Annotated in this window: 21 protein-coding genes and 1 tRNA gene; 11 read left to right on the top strand and 11 right to left on the bottom strand. The window is 36.9% G+C overall.

Annotated features, from left to right (window positions below; genetic code table 11):
- Nucleotides 1–214 precede the first annotated feature (214 nt).
- Genes EZ449_RS20105 through EZ449_RS20095 form a run of 3 tightly spaced genes read right to left on the bottom strand, consistent with a single transcriptional unit; the run spans nucleotide 215 to nucleotide 3,950 of the window.
- A complete protein-coding gene (locus tag EZ449_RS20105; protein WP_131562305.1) occupies nucleotides 215–2,344 on the bottom strand; it encodes a xanthine dehydrogenase family protein molybdopterin-binding subunit in 2,130 nt (709 codons plus the stop codon).
- 2 nt (nucleotides 2,345–2,346) lie between these two features.
- Entirely contained in the window at nucleotides 2,347–3,330 is a 984-nt protein-coding gene (locus EZ449_RS20100; RefSeq protein ID WP_131562303.1) for an FAD binding domain-containing protein, read from the bottom strand.
- Nucleotides 3,327–3,950 carry a (2Fe-2S)-binding protein gene (locus EZ449_RS20095; RefSeq protein ID WP_131562300.1) on the bottom strand — a complete coding sequence of 208 codons (624 nt, stop codon included), beginning with the start codon at nucleotides 3,948–3,950 and terminating at the stop codon, nucleotides 3,327–3,329. The genes EZ449_RS20100 and EZ449_RS20095 overlap by 4 nt, the downstream gene beginning before the upstream one ends.
- A gap of 260 nt (nucleotides 3,951–4,210) precedes the next feature.
- On the opposite strand from EZ449_RS20095, the gene EZ449_RS20090 reads away from it, so the two are divergent.
- Nucleotides 4,211–4,861 carry a YceH family protein gene (locus EZ449_RS20090; protein WP_131562298.1) on the top strand — a complete coding sequence of 217 codons (651 nt, stop codon included), beginning with the start codon at nucleotides 4,211–4,213 and terminating at the stop codon, nucleotides 4,859–4,861.
- 3 nt (nucleotides 4,862–4,864) lie between these two features.
- Here EZ449_RS20090 and EZ449_RS20085 read toward each other — a convergent pair whose 3' ends face one another.
- From EZ449_RS20085 to EZ449_RS20065, 5 genes are all read right to left on the bottom strand, one after another.
- Nucleotides 4,865–6,706, bottom strand: a complete 1,842-nt coding sequence (locus EZ449_RS20085; protein WP_131562296.1) for a sensor histidine kinase — start codon at nucleotides 6,704–6,706, stop codon at nucleotides 4,865–4,867.
- Between the two features lie 132 nt (nucleotides 6,707–6,838).
- Complete coding sequence (gene fabF / locus EZ449_RS20080) at nucleotides 6,839–8,089, bottom strand: beta-ketoacyl-ACP synthase II (protein WP_131562294.1); 1,251 nt, start codon at nucleotides 8,087–8,089, stop codon at nucleotides 6,839–6,841.
- Nucleotides 8,086–8,319 carry a DUF2798 domain-containing protein gene (locus EZ449_RS20075; protein WP_131562292.1) on the bottom strand — a complete coding sequence of 78 codons (234 nt, stop codon included), beginning with the start codon at nucleotides 8,317–8,319 and terminating at the stop codon, nucleotides 8,086–8,088. The genes fabF and EZ449_RS20075 overlap by 4 nt, the downstream gene beginning before the upstream one ends.
- Before the next feature lie 19 nt (nucleotides 8,320–8,338).
- Entirely contained in the window at nucleotides 8,339–9,106 is a 768-nt protein-coding gene (locus EZ449_RS20070) for an SDR family oxidoreductase (RefSeq protein WP_131562290.1), read from the bottom strand.
- 50 nt (nucleotides 9,107–9,156) lie between these two features.
- Entirely contained in the window at nucleotides 9,157–9,744 is a 588-nt protein-coding gene (locus tag EZ449_RS20065) for a TetR/AcrR family transcriptional regulator (RefSeq protein WP_131562288.1), read from the bottom strand.
- A 336-nt stretch (nucleotides 9,745–10,080) separates the two neighbouring features.
- On the opposite strand from EZ449_RS20065, the gene EZ449_RS20060 reads away from it, so the two are divergent.
- The 5 genes from EZ449_RS20060 to EZ449_RS20040 all read left to right on the top strand — a co-directional run bounded on the left by EZ449_RS20060 (nucleotide 10,081) and on the right by EZ449_RS20040 (nucleotide 15,070).
- Nucleotides 10,081–11,226 (top strand): methionine aminotransferase, encoded by a 1,146-nt coding sequence (locus EZ449_RS20060; protein WP_131562286.1) that lies wholly within the window; start codon nucleotides 10,081–10,083, stop codon nucleotides 11,224–11,226.
- A 21-nt stretch (nucleotides 11,227–11,247) separates the two neighbouring features.
- A complete protein-coding gene (locus EZ449_RS20055; protein WP_205943042.1) occupies nucleotides 11,248–12,051 on the top strand; it encodes a nitrilase family protein in 804 nt (267 codons plus the stop codon).
- 67 nt (nucleotides 12,052–12,118) lie between these two features.
- Nucleotides 12,119–13,165 carry a N(4)-(beta-N-acetylglucosaminyl)-L-asparaginase gene (locus tag EZ449_RS20050; RefSeq protein ID WP_131562284.1) on the top strand — a complete coding sequence of 349 codons (1,047 nt, stop codon included), beginning with the start codon at nucleotides 12,119–12,121 and terminating at the stop codon, nucleotides 13,163–13,165.
- A gap of 59 nt (nucleotides 13,166–13,224) precedes the next feature.
- Nucleotides 13,225–14,040 carry a copper homeostasis protein CutC gene (locus tag EZ449_RS20045; RefSeq protein WP_131562282.1) on the top strand — a complete coding sequence of 272 codons (816 nt, stop codon included), beginning with the start codon at nucleotides 13,225–13,227 and terminating at the stop codon, nucleotides 14,038–14,040.
- 505 nt (nucleotides 14,041–14,545) lie between these two features.
- The gene (locus tag EZ449_RS20040) at nucleotides 14,546–15,070 is read left to right on the top strand and encodes a hypothetical protein (RefSeq protein ID WP_131562280.1); all 525 of its coding nucleotides are present in this window, start codon (nucleotides 14,546–14,548) and stop codon (nucleotides 15,068–15,070) included.
- Between the two features lie 28 nt (nucleotides 15,071–15,098).
- Here the strand turns inward: EZ449_RS20040 and EZ449_RS20035 are convergent, their stop codons facing one another.
- The 3 genes from EZ449_RS20035 to EZ449_RS20025 form a co-directional block, all read right to left on the bottom strand.
- On the bottom strand, nucleotides 15,099–15,497 hold the full coding sequence (locus EZ449_RS20035; RefSeq protein WP_131562278.1) for a DUF983 domain-containing protein: 399 nt from the start codon (nucleotides 15,495–15,497) through the stop codon (nucleotides 15,099–15,101).
- Nucleotides 15,498–15,607: 110 nt separating this feature from the next.
- A complete protein-coding gene (locus tag EZ449_RS20030) occupies nucleotides 15,608–16,189 on the bottom strand; it encodes a Crp/Fnr family transcriptional regulator (protein WP_131562276.1) in 582 nt (193 codons plus the stop codon).
- 19 nt (nucleotides 16,190–16,208) lie between these two features.
- Nucleotides 16,209–17,195: a D-alanine--D-alanine ligase gene (locus EZ449_RS20025; RefSeq protein ID WP_131562275.1), complete on the bottom strand. Its 987-nt coding sequence runs from the start codon at nucleotides 17,193–17,195 to the stop codon at nucleotides 16,209–16,211.
- 204 nt (nucleotides 17,196–17,399) lie between these two features.
- On the opposite strand from EZ449_RS20025, the gene EZ449_RS20020 reads away from it, so the two are divergent.
- From EZ449_RS20020 to EZ449_RS20000, 5 genes are all read left to right on the top strand, one after another.
- The gene (locus EZ449_RS20020) at nucleotides 17,400–18,170 is read left to right on the top strand and encodes a PASTA domain-containing protein (protein WP_131562273.1); all 771 of its coding nucleotides are present in this window, start codon (nucleotides 17,400–17,402) and stop codon (nucleotides 18,168–18,170) included.
- Nucleotides 18,171–18,186: 16 nt separating this feature from the next.
- Nucleotides 18,187–19,242, top strand: a complete 1,056-nt coding sequence (mltG, locus tag EZ449_RS20015; RefSeq protein ID WP_131562271.1) for an endolytic transglycosylase MltG — start codon at nucleotides 18,187–18,189, stop codon at nucleotides 19,240–19,242.
- Nucleotides 19,242–19,652, top strand: coding sequence for an acyl-CoA thioesterase (locus tag EZ449_RS20010; protein WP_131562269.1), 411 nt, complete (start codon nucleotides 19,242–19,244; stop codon nucleotides 19,650–19,652). Before mltG ends, EZ449_RS20010 begins: the two co-directional genes overlap by 1 nt.
- Nucleotides 19,653–19,658: 6 nt before the next feature.
- A complete protein-coding gene (locus EZ449_RS20005) occupies nucleotides 19,659–20,648 on the top strand; it encodes a YihY/virulence factor BrkB family protein (RefSeq protein WP_131562267.1) in 990 nt (329 codons plus the stop codon).
- A 94-nt stretch (nucleotides 20,649–20,742) separates the two neighbouring features.
- Nucleotides 20,743–20,829: transfer RNA gene (locus EZ449_RS20000), tRNA-Ser, on the top strand.
- The last annotated feature ends 355 nt before the right edge of the window (nucleotides 20,830–21,184 follow it).

Here is a 21,184-nt window from a genome sequence, read left to right as displayed (position 1 = left end):
TATCAATTACAAAACGATAATTAACGGTGCTATTTAAAAAGCGTTCGTAAGCTTCGGTCCAACATTTCTTCTTTCGAAATTCCATGGAGCCAATTTATCGGTTTGGCTGTGAACAGCGTATCCTGTTGCAGCTATCATATGTGTATTAAATTTTCGCCAAAAATTAGGTTATTGACTATAAGAGTTCGTCATGCTGAATTCATTTCAGCATCTTTTAAGAGCTCGCCAATATCTTATCAGGCGTGATCGGTAATGTTCTGATTCTTTTACCAGTTGCATTAAAAACAGCATTCGCAACAGCCGCAGAGAAACCAATCAAAGCAATTTCACCCATTCCTTTTGCGCCCATTGGGTTAATGTAAGGGTCTGGTTTGTTAATAAAATGCACTTCAATTTCAGGAATATCTGCATTAACAGGTACATGATAGTCAGCGAAATTATTGTTGATGTATCTTCCGTAACGATGGTCGATTATGGATTCCTCCGTTAAAGCCATACCTACACCGCCAACAGCACCTCCAACCATTTGGCTGCGAGCCGTTTTAGGACTTACAATTGTTCCAGAATCACCAACAGAAACAATTTTATCAACCTTAACAACACCAGTTAGGCTATGCACTTTTACTTTCACAAAGTGGATGGAAAATGAATACATGGAATAATCATCACGTTCTTTTCCCGCCTGACTTTGCTTGGTTACCTCGATGGAGGGAAGATTATTTTTCTTCAAAACCTCAACGAAATTTGAAGTAGCATCCATATTTGAATTTGCGGCAAGCTCAGCAATTGTAGATTTTAAGCTCACACAAACGTCATTCACGGCAGAACCGACAGTAGAGAGTGTCGCCGAACCACCCTGACTTGGTGCTGGAGGCAAAGAAGAATCTCCTAATTCGAACTTTATTTTATTTACGGGAATTCCTAATAATTTACTTGCAATTAAAGTCATTCCAGTTCCCGTTCCCGGACCAATATCACTCGTTGCACTTTGCAAAACCAATGTTCCATCGGCTTTTAAAATACCTTTTACGCTGGCTCTGCCCCTGTTTGCGTTGAATACACCTATACTAACGCCGTAGCCCATTTTCCACTGACCATCAATCAAACTACCTGGTTTGTTTTTGCGTTCACTCCAACCGATTTTTTGTGAGCCAATTCGATAAGCCTCCTTAATATTTTTATCTGAAAAGGGTTTATTTCGTTGCTGGTCTTTTTCGGGGTCGTTTTTAATTCTGAATTCGAGCGGGTCCATATCTAAAGCATGTGCCATTTCATCAATTGCACTTTCCAAAGCAAAAGCACCTGTGGCTTCGCCTGGTCCACGCATCCAAATAGGCACACCTAAGTCAACAGGAACAACGAAATATTGTGTATTTACATTATCGCATTGATACATAAATTTCGCCATGTTTACCACGCCTTCTGTAAAGTTTTCGTAAACAGAAGTTTCGCCAAAAGCTCGGTGGGTGATGCCTGTTAAGGTTCCATCCTTATTTGCACCCAAACCAATTGTTTGTACAGCCGCAGGGCGATTACCAACCATCGTAAACATCTGCATTCTGGTAATAACCAACTTTACTGGCTTTCCAATATGCTTGGATGCCATTACCGTCGCAATCTCTACAGGCCAGGTTCTTAAAGCCATACCAAAACCACCTCCAACAAATTCAGAATTTACCTGAATGTTTTCAATCGGAATTTTAAACACATTGGCAATAGTGCCTTGTGTAGCCTTTACTCCTTGTGTTTTTGCATAAACCGTAACCTGATTATTTGGTCGCCAATCGGCAATAATTCCATGTAATTCCATCGGATTATGCGTTTCGATTGGCAAATGGTATTTCGCCTCAATTTGTACTTCGGCAGTTTTGTAAGCGTTTTCTATGCCACGTTTATAATCGGGTTGACCTTGGAGTTTCTTTGCTTTGGCATCGCCGATTGCCTTTTCGAAATCGGTATTGAACTCTTCTTTGGCATACGTGGCCTTAACTAACGATGCCGCATAAGTGGCCTTTTCAAAAGTATTTGCCACTACGATTGCGATTGGCTGCCCGTTGAAGAAGATTTTATCAGTATAAAAAATTTTAAACGGCGAACCACCCTCTTGTTCGTAACCAGGCGCCGATGGTTTGTTTAAATGCGAAACCACTGAAATTACGCCAGGCGCTTTTTCTGCAGCTTTCGTATCTAACGAAAGGATTTTACCTTTAGTAATTGTACTGGTAACCAAAACGCCATAAGTTAATCCAGGCAGCTCGTATTCTGCAAAGTATTTAGCTTTTCCCGTAACCTTGTAAATTCCATCTACGCGGTCGTTTTCATCTCTTAAAAATTGATTTTCCATGATTACGCTTTAGATTTTGCAACGGTTAACGCTTCTATAATTGAATTTGGAGCCATTTGAAGTTTGAAATCATTCTCTCCAAAACTCTTAGCATCCGTCATGGCTAATTTTGCGGCCTGCTCAAAGTTTTCAACGGTTGCCTCTTTCCCTTTGAGGAAATTTTCAGATGCCGTTAAACGCCAAGGTTTGTGTGCCACGCCACCCATCGTCAGGCGAACATCCGTGATTTTATTATTGGAAATCTCTAATCCTGCAGCCACAGAAACCAATGCGAAAGCATACGAAGCTCTATCTCTAACTTTTAAATAATGAGAATTTTTAACCAAATTATTTATTGGGATTTCCAATCGGATAATCATTTCATCTGCTTTTAAGTTATTGTCTAACTGCGGAGTATCACCCGCAAGGCGATGAAAATCTTTAAATAGAATCTTCCGTTCGCCTTTAGCATTTGCCAGAACCACAACAGCATCTAAAGCAGTTAACGCCACACACATATCGCTTGGGTGAACAGCAATGCATTTATCTGATGTTCCAAAAATGGCGTGCATCCTGTTAAAGCCTCCAATAGCACCACAACCAGAACCTGGCTGGCGTTTATTGCAAGGCATTTCGATATCGTAAAAATAGCCGCATCTTGTGCGTTGCATCATATTCCCACCTACTGTTGCCACATTTCTTAACTGCGCAGATGCGCCAGCGTTTAATGCCATCGCTAGTAATGGCAGTTTTTCTTTTATCAGAGAATTTTCTGCAACTGCTGTGTTTGATGCCAATGCACCAATTATAACTTTATCGCCAACAAGCTCGATTTGTTTTAGCGGAACGTGATTAATGTCGATTAACTTTTCAGGAGCTGTTACACCTCTTTTCATTAAATCGATAAGGTTTGTTCCACCGGCGATAAACTTGGAGTTTTTATCTTTCAACAACAATGCTATTGCTGATTTTGCCGTGGTAGTTCTTAAGTATTGAAAGTTTATCATGCTTTAGTTCCTCCTTTCGAAACCTCAACAATTGCATCAACTATGTTTGGATAAGCCCCACACCTACAAATGTTTCCACTCATGTATTCGCTAATTTCTGCTCTGGAATTGGTATGTCCCTCCTTAACGCAAGCCACAGCCGACATAACTTGTCCGGGTGTGCAATAACCACATTGAAAACCATCATGTTTAATGAATGCTGCTTGCATCGGATGCAATTCCTCGCCATTGGCCAAGCCCTCGATTGTCGTAATTTTCTTCCCCTCGTTCATCACCGCCAAACTCAAACAAGAATTAACTCGTTCGCCGTTAACATGAACGGTGCAAGCGCCACACTGACCATGGTCGCAACCCTTTTTGGTTCCCATTAAGTGAAGTTCTTCACGCAGGTAATCTAAAAGCGTAATCCGAGGCTCAACTGATGTTTTGTATGCTTTATTATTTACAGTAAGATTTAACGGTATTTTTTCAAAAAGTTCAGCGAAACGTTCATCGGCTTGGTTTTCTGCAGCTTTAAGCGCTACAGATGGTGTTAAAGCTATTGCAGTGATGAGTGAACTTTTCTTTAAAAAGTCTCGCCTGCTGTCGCCCTGATTAGGTTTCTTATCAGATGATTGCATAAAATATGTTTTGAGATGTTGTTGTTTCTAAAGTTCGTTAATCTAAAACTAAAAATCTCTTGATTTGGATATTTAGAATAATTCTAATAAGGTGGAAAGTTGAGGGTTTAAAGGTGGAGGGTTTGGCACACTAAAGTCTGCAAAGTTTTAAGATTCCCAGCTGCGTAAGAATGATACCCGCATTAGGCATTAACAGAAAGAAATAGCTAATTCCATAAAAATAATTTCGTAAATGTTAACTCAATTTCTATTTTTAGCAAATGGAAGATATTAAACCGTTACCCGATTTATCCGCAGAAGAACAACGTGTTTTAGGCTCGTTGATTGAAAAAAGCAGAACCACACCTGATTATTACCCGATGACTTTAAACAGTTTAACGGCGGCTTGTAATCAAAAAAGCTCTAGAAATCCTGTGGTAAATTATGATGAGGAAACGGTTACACTGACATTAAATTCTTTAAAAATTAAAGGCTTAATATCTACAGCTACAGGTGGTTCGAGCCGTGTAATTAAATACAAACATAATTTAGGAATTGTTTATCCTTTGGTTCCATCAGAGCTTTCTATCCTTTGTCTTTTGCTTTTACGCGGACCGCTAACGCCAGGCGAAATCAATAGTAATTCTGGAAGATTATATGAGTTTGAAAGCATTGAAGAAATATTAGAGCAACTGCAAAAGTTATCTGATGAGGAGCCAAAATTTGTAAAATTACTACCCAAAAAGGCGGGACAAAAAGAGGCCAGATTTGTTCATTTGCTTGGAGAACAAGCGGAAGAAACTGCAAATGAACATGAAATGGCAATCGCAGCTATCACTGTAGATAATTCTGAACTAGAAAACCGTGTGGCTAAGTTGGAGCAAGAGATAGAAGAACTTAAAGAAATTGTTAATCTTTTAATGGACAAGTAAAAATTATTGATGAGGCAGGGAAATATAGAAAGTAGAGCCCTCCATTCTAATACTTTCGGCCCAGATTTTTCCGTTCATTTTACCAATCATTTCTTTACAAATGGTAAGTGCGATGCCTGCGCCTTTAACTTTTCCAGTTTTAGAATCTGCATTCTCTTGATAGCTAAATAGGTTTTTCAAGCCATCATCAGTCATTCCGATTCCATAATCGGTAAAGGAAAGCAATAAACTTCCTTGCTTTTCAATTAAATTAACAGTGATAACTTTACTCATTCCTGAATACTTCGTTGCATTGCTTAGAATATTCCTAAATACAAAAAGCAGCATATTTTTATCTCCCTGTATTTGGTCGTTTGCAGACGATTTTAATTCAAGTTTTATGTTTTTATTCTCCTGCTCATTTAAGCAAAAAGCATTAGCCTCTAAAACCAATTGATTCAAATTATAGCTTTTAGCCTGATAAACGTAACCATCCATTCGCGATTTTACCCATGCAAGTAATCCCTCCATAAATTGGATACTCATTAATGAAATGTCTTTCATTTTAACCATAATCTGGTTTTTTTCTTCTTCAGATAAAGTATCTCCGCCCATGGTGTATAAGTCTGAAGCCATCATAATCGAAGAAAAAGGGGAACGTAAATCATGCGCCATCACCGAGATAATCGTATTGTAGAATTTTTCTCTATCCGCTAAATCAGCTTCGCGTTCTTTAGATTTTTCATGAAGTTCTTCCTGAACCTTAGCATAATTTTTCTTTATCCTGTAAGAGCGGTAAACAAAAAACAACAATAGCAAAGTAAGTGCAATTAATATAGAAAAAACTATAATGATTCGCTTTTGAGTTTCAGCTCGCTCCTGCTCAACCTTAAGGTTATTTGGGCTCATCACATAATCCACATAATTAAAACCCGATTTTTTAGCAACATCACTTAGTTTCTGATATTCCTGAACCATTTGGTCGGCGAAATAACCAGAACGTTCCATATTGCCTTGACTGCGGTAATATTTAAAAAGCTCGCCGAGTATATGCGCTGTCATTACCTGATAGCTATTTTCCCTGCATAATTGAATGGCTTCTTCATAATACTTTACGCCGTTAGTGCCGTCTTTATTTATGATGTAAGCTTCGGCCAGGCGACGTAGAAAATGAATTTTCATGGTTGTATTGCCCATGCTATCTGCTTTTGCAATGTTTGCCTTTAAAAATGTAACCAGACCCGAAAATGGATTATACAAAGTTCTAGCATGTACATCTGCGTACTGAAGTATTTTTATTTCATCCTTATATTTTTTAGCAATAGATAAAGCCAAGGAACTTATTGAATCCCGTTTTTCAGCAGTTAAGCTTACATCAACCCCGGCCATATTTAGCAAAAGCAGAGACCTTATCGAATCTTTTTGCATTTTTTTTGCCAAATCATCTGCATCATAGAGATACTTCATGGCCAATTTTTGATTTTGGTCGATGTATAGCGATGCACCAATGTTATTCATCGACTCGCAAATTATCGATGTGTCTTTCGCTTTTTTAGATAACTCTAATGCTTTATTGTAATATTTAGCAGAGAGGTAATTATTAAGCGTCATGTAATATTCGCCCTTGTAATTCGAGGCTTTAGCAATGCCCGCTACATAATTAATGGCAGTTGCGTGTTTCTCAGCCAAATCTGCATAGTACAAAACCGAATCTCTTTTATTTTGTGTAAAAAGCGATGCTAAAGTATTCCAGGCGTCTATTTTGGCCTTTTCATTTTTAACAAATGGAAGATTTTTTTGGATTTTTCTGATTTCCTGAATCTGCGCCTCTGACTCAAAACTTATGGCACATAAAAAAGCCATCATTAATATCTTAAAGATGGTTTGAGATGAATCAGCTATGTTTCTTAAGATTTTCAGGATAACCAAAATTACTACTTTGATTGTATAAACCTAAATGGAATGAACATAAATTTATTATGAGTATTAATACCGATGTTAATCAGTATATTTCTTGAAGATGGTACTTGCAACATGCCCGCCAAAACCAAAAGTATTGTTTAAAACATAGTTGATTTCTTTTTTAACAGGTTCGCCAAGCACAATGTTTAATCCTTTCGGGATGTTTTCATCTAAGTTTTTAGTATTGATGGTTGGCGGAATAATTCCATCTCTAATAGCCAAAATACTAATTAAACTTTCAACTGCTCCCGCTGCGCCTAATAAATGACCCGTCATAGATTTTGTTGCGCCAATTACAACTGGTAAACCATCAAAAACAGTTTTAATAGCATTCAATTCACTTAAATCACCTAAACCTGTTGAGGTTGCATGTGCATTAATGTAATCGATTTTATCCGCCGAAATTCCTGCATCTTTCAATGCTTTGGTCATTCCTAAAGCTGCGCCAATTCCATCGGGTGGTGTTCCTGTTAAATGATAAGCATCTGCAGCCATTCCGCCGCCGACAATTTCCGCGTAAATATGAGCACCGCGATTCAATGCATGTTCCAAATCTTCTAAAACTAAAGCACCAGCACCCTCACCCATTACAAAACCATCTCGTGTTTTATCAAACGGTCTTGACGCACCTTGTGGGTCATCATTTCTTTTTGATAAAGCTTGGGAGGCATTGAAACCCCCAACAGATGATTTGGTAATTGCAGCTTCAGAGCCACCAGCAATCATCACATTTGCTTTGCCCAAACGAATGGTATCGAAAGCACTTATAATTGCTGTGTTTGATGATGCACAAGCCGAAACTGTACAATAATTTGGTCCACGCAATTTATGGCGAATGGAAATTGCACCTGCTGCGATATCAACAATCATTTTCGGTATAAAAAAAGGGCTGAACCTTGCCGTTCCGTCTCCCTTATGAAATTCTTCCAGCTGTTGTTCAAAAGTTGAAATTCCGCCATTTCCAGTTGCCCAGATTACACCTACATCTGCCAATTGCTCATCATTCATGGCAGTGAAATCCAATCCCGAATCTTTTATGGCCTGGTCGCTCGATAAGATAGCATATTGTGTAAACGTATCAAATTTCCTTGCTTCTTTTTTCTCCAGAAATTCTTCAGGATTGAAATCCTTTACTTCAGCAGCAAAGTGAGTTTTAAATTTTTCCGTATCGAACTTCGTAATTGGGCCTACACCACTTTTTCCAGCAAGAATGTCTTGCCAAAAGCTATCAACGGTATTTCCTAGCGGCGTCATTGCACCCAAACCTGTTACTACTACTCTTTTCATTTTATTAAATTTTTGTCGCTATCCTTAAATAGATAATCGACGAATAATTGCACCCTCGGACTGATAATTAAAATAGCAGGAATGGCTACTATATAAGAAATGCCCCATGATTTCAACCAGATTTTAAGGAAGCTTGGTGTAAAACCAAGGTTCACACTGATTGCTGCAAAGGTTACGATTCCTGTTGTAAAGATTGCCATAATAAAGGCAAATGTTATTTTCTTTTTCATTCCTGCTATTTTTAATTGATTAGTTAACCGATTCTATCCAAGCTTTTCTATTCGCATTCATTACGTTTAAAGCATCAACTGGCGATTGACGGAACAACTCATAAATTTTTGCAGTGTCACCTACCCTGATTTCGAATTCATCTTTCTCTAATGCTGCGATAAATTCATCGGCAACAACAGATGGTTTGATACCGTTATGGCCACCAATTTCTTTTGAAAATTCGGTATCAACCAATGGCGGCATCAACTCAAAAACCTTAACGGAAGTAACTTCAAGACTTAATCTTAATGAGGTTGTGTAAGAATGCAAAGCAGCTTTACTGGCTGCATAAGTTGGCAAAGTAATGCCTGGTACATAAGCCACTACCGAAGAAACATTTACAATTGCTGATTCTGCTTGCTCCTTTAAAATGGGCAATAATTTTTGATTAATTCTGATGATGGACAAATAATTGGTTAACATTTCATCTTCAGCATTTGCAAAAGCATCCTGATTGTTATCGGCCAGATTGTAAAGCAAAGCCCTACCAGCATTATTAATAACCATGTTTAATTTAGGGAAATTCTTGCCAATTCGTTCAACGAGATTATCCACTTCTCCCGCCTTGCTTACATCAAAAGGAATGGCTGTAACGTTTTTTATACCCGCTAAAGCGCTATCAAGGCGTTCTTTATTTCTACCTGTAACAATTACATGATTGTTTAAAGCCGTTAACTGTTTTACAATTTCTAAGCCAATACCGGCTGTTCCGCCGATAATTAATACTGTGTTTTGTGAAGTTTTCATATTTGTAATTTTTATTATATACCAATCGGTATATTTTAGATTAAAATTTTTTAGCCTAGGCTATTGATATATTTTTTTAATGAATCCATGATTAAGTTCCAGTTATCGAGTTTATTAGTGAGCCTTGATATCATGATGCCGCCCTCTATCATGGCAATAACTGTTAATGCGATTTGCTCGGGATTATTATCAACTTTGATTTCTTCTGTAGAAATTCCCTCCTCTACCAATTTGATAATGCTTTTCTTCCAGGATAAAACAGCTTTTAAAACCTTTTCACGGAGCGCCGGATGTGTATCATCAGCATCGATAGCCGTATTCAAAATCGGGCAACCACCCTGAGAAATTCCACCAACCAAAAAGCTTTGATAGATATTTACATAAGCCAGAAGTTTTCCTTTTGTTGTATCCTGCTTACTTATCTCCACCTCGATTTTTGAAACGTTACTTTTAAAGTTATAGTCAAACGCTGCAAGTGCAACTTCATCTTTATTGGAGAAGTTGCCGTAAATACTTCCTTTTGTTAAGCCCGTAGCAGCAGTAATATCATTTAAAGAAGTACCTGCATAACCTTTCATATTGAAAATGGGTGCGGTTTTCTCTACAATGAAATTTCTTGTTTTTTCTGCTTTGGTCATGATATTTCGAATTGACGATGCAAATATATACCGATTGGTATATTAAATGCAAATTTATTTATCATGGTAATCTCCTATTTAAGCTCACAACCTTTTTCATACAAATAGATTGCCGCCTTGTAATAACGAATAGGTTTGGCTACCAAGCCACTTAAACCCGACGGTAACGTTAGCCATGTCTCGATTTTTCATCGGGACGGCGTGGGCTATAGTGAACAGCGGGGCCAACCTAAACCCAATAACCACTGGAATTGCTTTCCAAAAAAGATTAATCAAATTCTTAAGCTTATCATGCAATCGCAGCTTTAAGGTTTTTTTGCTATTTTCGCTTATATCATGTTGAATATACAATCGAAACTTCCAGGTGTAGGTACTACCATTTTCTCAGTAATGTCTAATCTTGCAGCAGAAAATAATGCCATTAATTTATCTCAGGGTTTCCCTGATTATCCTTGCGATCCGGAGCTAACTCAGCTGGTAACTAAGGCTATGAAAGATGGTTTTAACCAATACGCACCAATGCCAGGCAACAATTTCTTAAAGGAAACCATTGCCGAAAAGGTTGAGAAGTTATACAATGTTAAATACAATCCCGATACAGAAATTACAGTTACAGCGGGCGGAACGCAGGCGATTTTTACCGCTTTAGCTGCGATAATTAACCCTGGTGATGAGGTTATTATTTTCGAGCCCGCTTACGATAGTTATGCGCCCACAATTAAACTTTTGGGTGGTTTGGTAAAAACTTATGAGCTGGCCCCGCCTGATTATGGTATTGATTGGGATATGGTAAAAAAGCTGTTTACATCAAGCACGAGGATGATTATTTTAAATTCTCCGCAAAACCCAACAGGTAGTATCTTATCCGAAGAGGATATGAAAGCGCTGATTAGGTTGATTAACGGAACAGATGTTTTAATTCTTAGCGATGAAGTTTATGAGCATTTAATTTACGATGAACGGAAACATAAAAGCGTAATGCTATTCCCTGAATTGAAAGAAAGAAGTTTTATTGTGGCATCTTTCGGTAAGCTTTTACATGCTACTGGCTGGAAGCTTGGTTACTGCCTCGCTCCTGAACAATTAACCAAAGAATTTAGGAAAGTACACCAATTTAATGTTTTTAGCGTTAATAGTCCGATGCAACAAGCCATTGCCGATTATATTAAAGAACCAAGCAATTACATTGGAATAACCGCTTTTTTTGAAAATAAACGAAATTATTTCAGAAGCCTTTTGGCTGACAGCCGATTTGAGCTATTACCTTGTAAGGGCTCGTATTTTCAGTGTGCGAGTTATAGCAAAATTAGCGATGAAAAGGACACAGACTTTAGCATGAGGTTGATTAAAGAATTTGGAGTGGCCACCATCCCTGTTTCGGCATTCTACCAAAAAGCAACCGACTATAAAATTATAAGATTCTGTTTTGCCAAAGAAAATTCAACCCTTGCTTTGGCTGCAGAGAAGTTAAAAAATGTTTAATCATCCCGTAACACTAAACATATGGAAGCACCTGTTTATACTCAGATAGAAAACCTGAAAGTCACCATTTTTCAGGCTTATCTTTTTTGGGAGAACATAGAGAAAAACCTTTTAAATCTGGCCCTCCGATTATCAATGGGCGTTCGAGAGAAAACTGATTTAATTATTTTGCCCGAGATGTTTAATAGTGGTTTCAGCATGAATTCTGAAGCTCTGGCTGAAGAAATGGGTGGAAAAACTATGCAATGGATGCAGAAAATGGCGCATCAATACAATTGTGTAGTTACTGGAAGTTTGATTATTAAAGAAAATGGAAATTATTACAATCGCTTAATTTGGATGGAACAAAATGGCGACAACCAATATTACGATAAACGCCACTTATTTGGCTTGGGCGACGAAGATAAAAACTTCAGTTCTGGACGTGATAAACTTATTGTTGAACTAAAGGGCTGGAAAATAAGATTGGCCATTTGCTATGATCTGCGTTTTCCAGTTTGGTTGCGTAACGTAAATGAAGAATACGACATTTTGCTTTTGGTAGCCAGCTGGCCTGATAAACGTTCTGCACATTGGCGTGCTTTAATTCCTGCAAGGGCGATTGAAAACCAAAGTTATGTAATTGGTGTAAACCGTGTCGGCCACGATGGAAATCAAATCTACCATGGTGGGCATTCGATGGTTATCGACCCTTATGGAAGCACAGTTTACTACAAACCCGAAGATGAAGATATGTATACCGTTACCATAAATTACGAGGAATTGGTTAAAATTAGACGCCAATTTCCATTCTTGAAAGATGCTGACAAGTTTACTATCAGTTAACAGTTATCAATTTTGAGTTCACAATTAACCGATTCTAACTAATAACCGATTAACCCTCTTAACAAAGATGTTCAACCGTCGTAAATTTATAAAAGCCACTGCCCTTTCCGCTGGATTATTAGCAATTGATAAAACCAGCATTGCTGATGCGATTCCATCCCCATCAAATCGTAACGCTAATTTGCCGATCGTAATTTCGACATGGGATTTTGGTATTGCAGCAAATGCTGATGCTTGGAAAGTGCTTTCTAATGGCGGAAAAGCTTTGGATGCAGTTGAACAAGGTGTTTGGGTGCCCGAAGCTGACGAAAAAAATCAGTCTGTTGGTTATGGGGGCCTACCTGATAGAGATGGCCACGTAACCCTAGACGCTTGTATAATGGATGAGTTGGGAAATTGTGGTGCTGTTTTAGCTTTAGAGCATATTAAACATCCTATTTCAGTCGCCCGTAAAGTAATGGAAAAAACTCCCCATGTGATGCTTGCCGGCGATGGTGCATTGCAATTTGCCTTGGAACAAGGTTTCAAAAAAGAAAATTTACTTAGGCCTGCCAGCGAAAAGGCCTGGAAAGAATGGCTAAAAACAGCCAAATATGAGCCGGTAATGAATATCGAAAATAAGCTTTACGAAAAAGCAGCACCTCAAAAATTACCAGGAAATCAATATAATCACGATACTATTGGCATGCTTGCCATTGATAGCAAGGGAAATATTTCAGGCGCATGTACCACCAGTGGAATGGCCTATAAACTTCATGGCAGAATTGGCGATAGTCCGATTATTGGCGCAGGTTTATATGTTGATAATGAGGTAGGTGGCGCAACGTCTACTGGTGTTGGCGAAGAAGTTGTTCGCAATGTGGGTTCATTTTTAGTTGTTGAATTGATGCGTCAAGGCTATACACCTGAAGCTGCTTGCAAAGAAGCCGTTATGCGCATCATCAAAAAGAAGCCTGAAACCGCAAAAAATATTCAGGTCGGCTTTTTAGCCATCAATAAAAAAGGCGAATATGGTGCTTACGCGATTCAGCAGGGATTTAGCTATGCAGTTTGTAATGCTGAAAAGCAAGATTTGCTGATTAAAGGGAAAAGTTATTACCCCACAGCCCCCTAAAGGGGGAGCGAAAAGCAAGGTGGGAATAGCAATAGTAAACAGTAGATTATTAGCGATACATGAACAGTGGAAATTCAGGTTCCCCTTTAGGGGCGGAGGGGTTTAACGACGGCCATTCAAATCCCCCCTCGGGGGCTGGGGGAATTTTAGAAGTCTGTGCAAACGGTTATGAATCGGCTCTTGCTGCCCAAATTGGTGGAGCTAAAAGAGTTGAATTATGCGATAACTTAGCCGAGGGCGGAACAACCCCAAGTTTTGGCCAGATTGCCTTAGCTAAGAAAAACTTAACTATCGAAGTGTGGCCAATTATCCGTCCACGCGGTGGAGATTTTTTGTATTCTGCTATTGAGTTTAATTTGATGAAAGAAGATATAAAAATTTGCAAATCATTAAATTGTGATGGAATAGTTATTGGAATACTTCAATTTGATGGAAGCATAGATAAAACCCGTTGCGTTGAATTAATTGAATTGGCGAAACCACTTCCCGTTGCTTTTCACAGGGCTTTCGATATGAGTAATAACATGGAAAAAGCATTGGAAGATTTAATTGAATTGGGAATTATTCGGGTACTTTCTTCAGGTGGAGCAAACTCAGCAATTGATGGAGTAGAAACTTTAGCCAAACTTGTAAAACAAGCTAACGGAAGAATTTCTATGATGCCTGGCGCCGGAATAAATGAAAATAACGTTCAGGAACTTATCGATAAAACTGGTGCTAAAGAATTTCATGCTTCGGCTAAATCTTTTGTAGCAAGCAAAATGGCATTTAGAAATATAGAAAGTAAAATGGGAAGTTTTGAAGATGAATATCAATATGAATTAACTTCAATTGAAAAAGTTAAGGCTTTGGTTAAAATAATAGAAAAAACTTAAAATGGCAGTTATTTTTAAGCCCTACAATTTTTTAGTTTTAATCGCTACGTTATTTCTTATTGCTTCTTTCTTCGGCACCAGAGAAACAATCGAAGTAAACTTATCAGACACCTATTATGTAATTGGTTTCATTCAGTTTTTAAGATTGATAGCCATAGTTCTTTTTATCTTCAGCATATTTTATAAACTATTAAACAGGTATTTAAATCTGCTTATGCTAAGCTACCTCCACATCGTGATTATGCTTTTTTCAATTGTAATTTTTATTTTTACTACCGACCCGTTCGGAAGAATCTTGAATTGGATTACTTTAATTTTTGGTTTAAGTCAGTTGCTTTTCTTAATAAATATTTGCTTCGGTATTTTTAAAAAGCCGTTGAATAACCATAAGCTTTAAAATTTTCAATCTATTTTAAATTTCTTAGCGAAAATAAAAATTAATCAATTATTTAGTTTTCAGATAATTAGGTATATTTATTTAACTAAATCACCTAAATTAATTATTATGAAAAAAATCTCATCACTATTTGTTATTGCCTTATTTTTCGCTGCTTGCCAAAATAAAGAAGCTAAAACAACTGATTCTGCAACTGCAGACACAACAAAATATCCTTATACACCCAAAAAAAATCGAAATTGGGAAATGAATGCAGACAGCAAAAATATGGTTGTTGCCATGAGTGCGCTAAAAGCTTTTGCTAATCTTGATACAACATCTTTAAAACCACTTTTAGGGGATAGTTTACAGCTTAATGTAGACGGTTACGAATTTAAAGGAACAAGTAGCCAATTCTTGAAAGAGGCGAAGCATGAAATGGATAAATTTAAAAGCATTAAGATTATGCTGGAGGATATGGAGTCAGTTATCAGTAAAGATAAAACAGAGGAATATGTTAGTCTTTGGTATACACAAGCTTCAGAAATGAAAGATGGCAAAACAGATACTGTAAATTTCTTTAACGATTTTAAATTAAAAAATGGAAAAGTTGTTCATTGGTCAGAATATGTTCAGCATCCTATGAAAAAGTAAATGAAATGCCCGAAAAATCGGGCATTTTTTATTTATTAATGCCGCTTCCGGGTACGTAACCCAAGCCTGGCGTTAACCAGTGCAATAAAACAACCCTCGAATAGCGATAATTTATTGGAGATAAAAGCAAAACACCTGCAAGAATCAATCCTACATAATACCATAGATTTTCGTAAACCAACGGTAAACCTAATACATAAGAAGCTACACCAATCGTGATGATTTCGGCAACATTCATTGCATAGCTCACAAACATTGCAACATAGAAAAAGCCAGGTTCGCGTTCGAACTTTAAGTTACAAACCGGACAATAAACATTGGTTTTTTGAAGTGTGAATGCATAAGCGCTGCCTGTAAAAATATCACCCTTTCGGCAACGTGGACACTTACATTGTAATACAGCTTGAAATTTAGAAAGCTCTGCCATAATTATATAAATTATTTATGAGGCAAATTTACGGTTCGAAAAAAGGTTAAATTATGATCTGCATCATATTAATAGAACAACATGAAGATAAAAAGGTTGGATACGCTAAATTAAATCTTGATAATCTTCCCGCGGTTTAACTTTATCGATCCTCTATCTACCAATATCTTTACTCCTCTTATCACAGTCTCCACTCTTAAACCAGTCATATCGGCAAGTTCCTGTCTGGTAATTTTTAAGGTTTCTCCAACCTCGATGTCGTTAGTAAGGTAATTTATAATGGTGAGTAATCGATGTTCAGCTTTCTCGTTAGCTAGTTCTTCGAGCATCATCGATTTATAGAAAAGCCTATTACTCAATGTTTGGATCAAGTCTGTAGAAAAGTTAGGCTCATTCCTTATCAGATTGAAAAAATCATTATTACCAACAGGGATGATTTCTGCATCCTTACTCACAATAGTATAAGCCAGATATCTCCTATTTACAATTATGGCCGGTTCACCAAAATATTGATCTCTTTTAAAAATACCCTGAATAAATTCCTTTCCATCATCACTGACGGTAACCATTCTTACCTCGCCAGATTTTATGAAATAAACAAACTTTGGTAACATTCCTGGTTCATAAACGATTGAATCTTTACGATATTTTTTTACCCTAAAACCTCTATTTAAGAGTTCTTGTATGTCCATTCTATTAAAAGGAAAATGATTAACCCAAGGTTTCTTTCATTAAGCTAGTATAAAATTCTTTTAGTGTTAATCCCATAGCGGCAACCTGTTGAGGAATAAAACTAGTGGACGTTTGCCCAGGAATGGTATTAATTTCTATAAAATAAAACTTCCCAGTTTCGTGTTCCAAAAAATAATCTATACGAACAACACCTCTACAATTTAGTTTTTTGTAAATGTCTTTTATAATTTGATGAACCCTTGCATATTCTTCATCACTCATGTTGCCAGGCGTAATTTCTTGTGTAGCACCAGGCGTGTATTTTGCCTCAAAATCGAAAAACTCATTTGCAGGGATAACCTCAGTAGTTGGTAAAACAGTAACCTCGCCTTTTGCGCTGTAAACACCAATGGAGAACTCCCTACCACTTACAAATTCCTCAATTAAAACTTGCGTATCTTCTCTAAAAGCCTTTTCAAGAGCACTATCTAAATCATCGGCATGTTTAACTTTACTCATACCAATGCTACTACCGCCACTATTTGGTTTAACGAAATAAGGCAATCTTAAATCCTGCTTAATCTGGCTGATGTTGTAATCCCCATTCTTAAATATTTGTATTGATTTAGCTGTAAACAAGTTATTGATTCCTTCTACAATTGCCTTTGTATAACCTTTATTCATCGTAATACATGAAGTTAAGGCATCACATGTAGTGTATGGAATTCCAATCATATCGAAATAGCCCTGAAGTTTTCCGTCCTCACCAGGCGAGCCATGAATAGCAATAAAAACACCATCAAATTTTATTTTACGACCATCTAAGGTTAATGAAAAATCGTTTTTATCAATTTCTATTTTAACAGAATCAGCAGGTTCATAAAACCAGCCCTTATCATTTAACATAATCTTATAAACATCATACAAATCAGCATCAATATTTTGGGCAATTGTAGCTGCACTTTTTACTGAAACAACCCATTCACCAGTGGTACCGCCTGTTAACAATGCTATCGTTTTTTTCATGTTGAAAATCCTTTTTTATAAATAGAAATTGAATGTAAATATTATCCTCAAAAATATAAATATCTTTGCGCATTGTTTAATTTTGATGGATAGAAATTGATGGAATATACTTGAACTATTCAATTATGGATCACTCCTTAATTCACTCATTAATTAAAATAACTACATTTGAGCTTGTATGCATAACCCCAGAATTTAAGATTCATGTCTAAATTTATAGATTATTTAAAAACCAAATCCTTTAGGAACAATATTTTAGCTGCAGTTTTAACCGTTGTTGGCCTATTACTTATCGCTTTCTTCAGTTTAAGATATTACACCAAACATGGGCAGGGCTTAAATGTACCAATGGTTAAAGGCCTATCGTTTGAACAGGCTGTAAGAAAACTCGAAGATGCTGGTTTGAAATACGAGGTGGATTCAGTTTTCATTATGGATCAACCCGCTGGAATTGTTATAGATCAAGATCCCGATCCGAATACGTTCGTAAAAGATAATAGAACAATTTATTTAACCATTAATGCCGGAAAAATTCCGAATACAAAATTTCCAGATATTGCGTTTAAAACCTTGCGAGAGGCACAAGCGATTATAGAAAGTTCTAGGCTCAAGCTGGGCGATACCACCTACAAACCCGATGTAAGTCGAGATGTTGTTTTAGAAGCATCATTTGGTGGTTCTCCTATTCAGCCAGGAGATGTTGTACCAGTTGGATCGCGAATTAACTTGGTATTGGGCGATGGAAGAGGCAATGAAGAAGTAGATGTTCCGCAATTAGTTGGGTTAACAGTAGATGAGGCGAAGTTCAGCTTAAAAGGATCTAATCTCAGTTTAGGAACTATCATTTACGAAGGAGCTATTATTGACAGTGCAAATGCCATTATTACGAAGCAAGATCCAATGCCTGCAGATTCGGTATCGAAAGTTGCCATCGGTACAAAAATTAATATCACCTTATCCAATAAAGAACAATAATACCCTAGAATATAACATGACTGAAATAGAAAAAAAAAATATGAGTACCGGTAAAAAAGCCATTATAGCAATTGCTGTAGTAATTATTTTAATTGCCGGATATTTTGCCTTAAATCTTTACAAGGTTTATTTTGCTGCTAACGTTACCGAAAATCAAAAATTCCTTTACATAAAAACAGGAAGTGATTACGATGAATTGGTTGCTGAAATGAAAAAGAAAGATATTGTAAAAAGCATTTCATCTTTTGCTACGGCTGCAGGAAAAATGAATTTGCCAACAAATGTTAAGGCTGGTCGCTATCGTTTAAAGAAAGGGATGACTAACCGTACTTTAGTGAATATGATCAAGGCTGGTAACCAAGAGCCAGTTAAAATTAAATTTCAAAATATCCGTAAAAAGGAAAACTTTGCAGCCTACTTAGCTAATAATTTAGAAGCCGATTCGCTTAGCTTTATTAAGTTGCTGGATTCAACAGCACTGATAAGTAAATATGGATTTAATCAGGATAATGTTTATGCAATGTTCATTCCTAACACATATGAAATGTATTGGAATATCTCTCCTGTCGATTTCTTTGAGCGTATGCACAAGGAATATGATAAATTTTGGAATGCAGATCGTAAACAAAAAGCTGCAAGTTTAAATTTAACTCCAGCACAGGTTTATACTTTAGCATCCATTGTAGATGCCGAAGCTCTTTATGATAAGGAAATGCCAATAATTGCTGGCTTATACTTGAATAGGTTAAATAAGGGAATTCTATTGCAGGCAGATCCAACTGTGATTTTCGCAAATAATGATTTTACAGTAAAAAGAGTAACAGGCAAGTTATTACAGGTCCAATCGCTTTATAACACTTACAAATATGCTGGTTTGCCTCCTGGCCCGATTATGATGCCAAGTATTAATGCAATTGATGCCGTATTGAATCGTGATACCAATAACTATATTTACATGTGTGCAAAGGAAGATTTTTCTGGATACCATAATTTTGCGGAGAACAAGGCGCAGCATGAAATTAATGCAAAAAAATATCGTGAAGCTTTAAACAAAAGAAATATTTTTAGATAATGTATAGCCACAGTACAAAAATTAGGGTTCGTTATGGCGAAACCGACCAAATGGGCTATATGTATTATGGAAATTATGCACAATATTATGAGGTTGGTCGTGTAGAAATGTTGCGTAGTTTAGGTATGAGTTATAGTTCTATGGAAGCTGATGGAATTATGATGCCTGTGTTAGAATTAAAATGTAAGTATATTAAACCAGCCCTTTACGATCAAGAGATTACAGTTAAAACTACAATAAAAACTTTGCCAGGCATCCGAATTTTCTTCAATTACGAATTGTATAACGAAAATAAAGAATTGATAAACCTTGGCGAAACAACACTTGTTTTTGTTGATATGAAGAAAAATAAGCCTACAAATCCTCCCGAAAATTTTATGGAAAAGTTGTCGGTATTTTTTAATCAATAGTAAAAAATGGAATGGTTACACAAGCAATTATTACACCTTAAAATCTATTCGCAATTTATCGAATGGACTAAAAGTTGCGTTTTGCCTGGCTTTAGCCCACTTCCATTGTATACGGTTGCCACATTTTTCTTTAGGGAAATTGGGAAAGATACGCTTGTAAATAAATCCTCTTCCTTAGCCTATAGCTTTATGCTGGCTATTTTCCCAGGTATTATTTTTCTATTCACCTTGATTCCATTTATTCCAATAAGGGGTTTCCAAGATCAATTATTAAGTTTGATAGAGTTGGTGCTTCCACATAATGCTTATGATGCATTTGAATCTACATTAAAGGATATTGTAAAAAATCAAAACACGGGCTTATTGTCATTCGGTTTTCTATCAGCTATTTTTTTTGCTACCAATGGTGTAAAAAACCTGATGAAAGCTTTTAACAAATCATCGTTAATTATAGAAACACGAGGTTGGTTAAAGCAGCGTTTAATTGCATTTATCCTTACCTCGGTAATTTGTATCTCTATCATTGTTTGCATAAGTGCAATGGCATTAGGAGAAATTCTGCTAAACTACATCAAAGGCGAGTTGCACATTAAAGATAGCTTGGCTGTTTACGCGATCCAATTTACCAGATGGGCACTTTTGGCAATTCTATATTTCATTACTATATCAATACTTTATCGTTACGGACCATCGCACACTAAAAAATGGAAACTATTTAGTGCTGGTTCTTGGCTTGCAACCATTCTTGCGTTCTTAACCATATGGGGCTTTTCTTTCTACATAAATCATTTTGCTTCATATAATAAGGTTTATGGCTCCATTGGTACACTTATCGTGGTGATGATCTGGCTTTACTTGAACTCACTAATCTTGCTTATTGGTTTTGAGCTGAATGCAAGTGTAGATGTAAGTAAAAGAAGTGTGAAAATTATTAGGCCAACGTTCAATCTCTTCAAGAAATCAGATCCTATAGAGGAAAACCTAAGAAAGAAGTAATTTTTTCTCGCTCTGTGTTAAGCAATTATCAATTTTATATAAAAAAAACATAATCCGTATTTGTAGAATTAAATGGGATTTGTACTTTTGTCGCGGAGAGTTGGCAGAGTGGTCGATTGCGGCAGTCTTGAAAACTGTTGACTTGTTAAAGGGTCCGCGGGTTCGAATCCCCCACTCTCCGCTGAAAAAGCTACCTCGAAAGGGTAGCTTTTTTGTTTTTTTATTAATTAAACTTGCTTATCGAGTAGGAAGATAGGGATTAGTTCCCTATCTGTCCTCTCACACCACTGTACGTACCGTTCGGTATACAGCGGTTTGCTAGAATAACTTCGTTTGGTGTGTCGTTTTCCAATAGTAATAATTTGCGAATCCATCTAGTCCAAGGCCAATAAAGAACTTCTTGTCGAGGGTTGTAAGTAATGTCGGGCTGTTTGCAGTCCTACAGTACCCCTTACGGGTATTAGACAACTGATAAGCCCTTGACTTTACTACACCCATCTTCATTAAATTCCGCGCTCTACCCGTTATACTCTTCC

The sequence above is a fragment of the Pedobacter frigidisoli genome (genome assembly GCF_004331675.1).
Classification (GTDB): domain Bacteria; phylum Bacteroidota; class Bacteroidia; order Sphingobacteriales; family Sphingobacteriaceae; genus Pedobacter; species Pedobacter frigidisoli.
This window is presented reverse-complemented; position numbering and strand designations above follow the sequence as displayed.

Coding starts and splice junctions, on each gene's coding strand:
- EZ449_RS20105 (WP_131562305.1), bottom strand. CDS start 2,344: ATGGAAAATCAATTTTTAAGAGATGAAAACGACCGCGTAGATGGAATT.
- EZ449_RS20100 (WP_131562303.1), bottom strand. CDS start 3,330: ATGATAAACTTTCAATACTTAAGAACTACCACGGCAAAATCAGCAATA.
- EZ449_RS20095 (WP_131562300.1), bottom strand. CDS start 3,950: ATGCAATCATCTGATAAGAAACCTAATCAGGGCGACAGCAGGCGAGAC.
- EZ449_RS20090 (WP_131562298.1), top strand. CDS start 4,211: ATGGAAGATATTAAACCGTTACCCGATTTATCCGCAGAAGAACAACGT.
- EZ449_RS20085 (WP_131562296.1), bottom strand. CDS start 6,706: ATGATGGCTTTTTTATGTGCCATAAGTTTTGAGTCAGAGGCGCAGATT.
- fabF (WP_131562294.1), bottom strand. CDS start 8,089: ATGAAAAGAGTAGTAGTAACAGGTTTGGGTGCAATGACGCCGCTAGGA.
- EZ449_RS20075 (WP_131562292.1), bottom strand. CDS start 8,319: ATGAAAAAGAAAATAACATTTGCCTTTATTATGGCAATCTTTACAACA.
- EZ449_RS20070 (WP_131562290.1), bottom strand. CDS start 9,106: ATGAAAACTTCACAAAACACAGTATTAATTATCGGCGGAACAGCCGGT.
- EZ449_RS20065 (WP_131562288.1), bottom strand. CDS start 9,744: ATGACCAAAGCAGAAAAAACAAGAAATTTCATTGTAGAGAAAACCGCA.
- EZ449_RS20060 (WP_131562286.1), top strand. CDS start 10,081: ATGTTGAATATACAATCGAAACTTCCAGGTGTAGGTACTACCATTTTC.
- EZ449_RS20055 (WP_205943042.1), top strand. CDS start 11,248: ATGGAAGCACCTGTTTATACTCAGATAGAAAACCTGAAAGTCACCATT.
- EZ449_RS20050 (WP_131562284.1), top strand. CDS start 12,119: ATGTTCAACCGTCGTAAATTTATAAAAGCCACTGCCCTTTCCGCTGGA.
- EZ449_RS20045 (WP_131562282.1), top strand. CDS start 13,225: ATGAACAGTGGAAATTCAGGTTCCCCTTTAGGGGCGGAGGGGTTTAAC.
- EZ449_RS20040 (WP_131562280.1), top strand. CDS start 14,546: ATGAAAAAAATCTCATCACTATTTGTTATTGCCTTATTTTTCGCTGCT.
- EZ449_RS20035 (WP_131562278.1), bottom strand. CDS start 15,497: ATGGCAGAGCTTTCTAAATTTCAAGCTGTATTACAATGTAAGTGTCCA.
- EZ449_RS20030 (WP_131562276.1), bottom strand. CDS start 16,189: ATGGACATACAAGAACTCTTAAATAGAGGTTTTAGGGTAAAAAAATAT.
- EZ449_RS20025 (WP_131562275.1), bottom strand. CDS start 17,195: ATGAAAAAAACGATAGCATTGTTAACAGGCGGTACCACTGGTGAATGG.
- EZ449_RS20020 (WP_131562273.1), top strand. CDS start 17,400: ATGTCTAAATTTATAGATTATTTAAAAACCAAATCCTTTAGGAACAAT.
- mltG (WP_131562271.1), top strand. CDS start 18,187: ATGACTGAAATAGAAAAAAAAAATATGAGTACCGGTAAAAAAGCCATT.
- EZ449_RS20010 (WP_131562269.1), top strand. CDS start 19,242: ATGTATAGCCACAGTACAAAAATTAGGGTTCGTTATGGCGAAACCGAC.
- EZ449_RS20005 (WP_131562267.1), top strand. CDS start 19,659: ATGGAATGGTTACACAAGCAATTATTACACCTTAAAATCTATTCGCAA.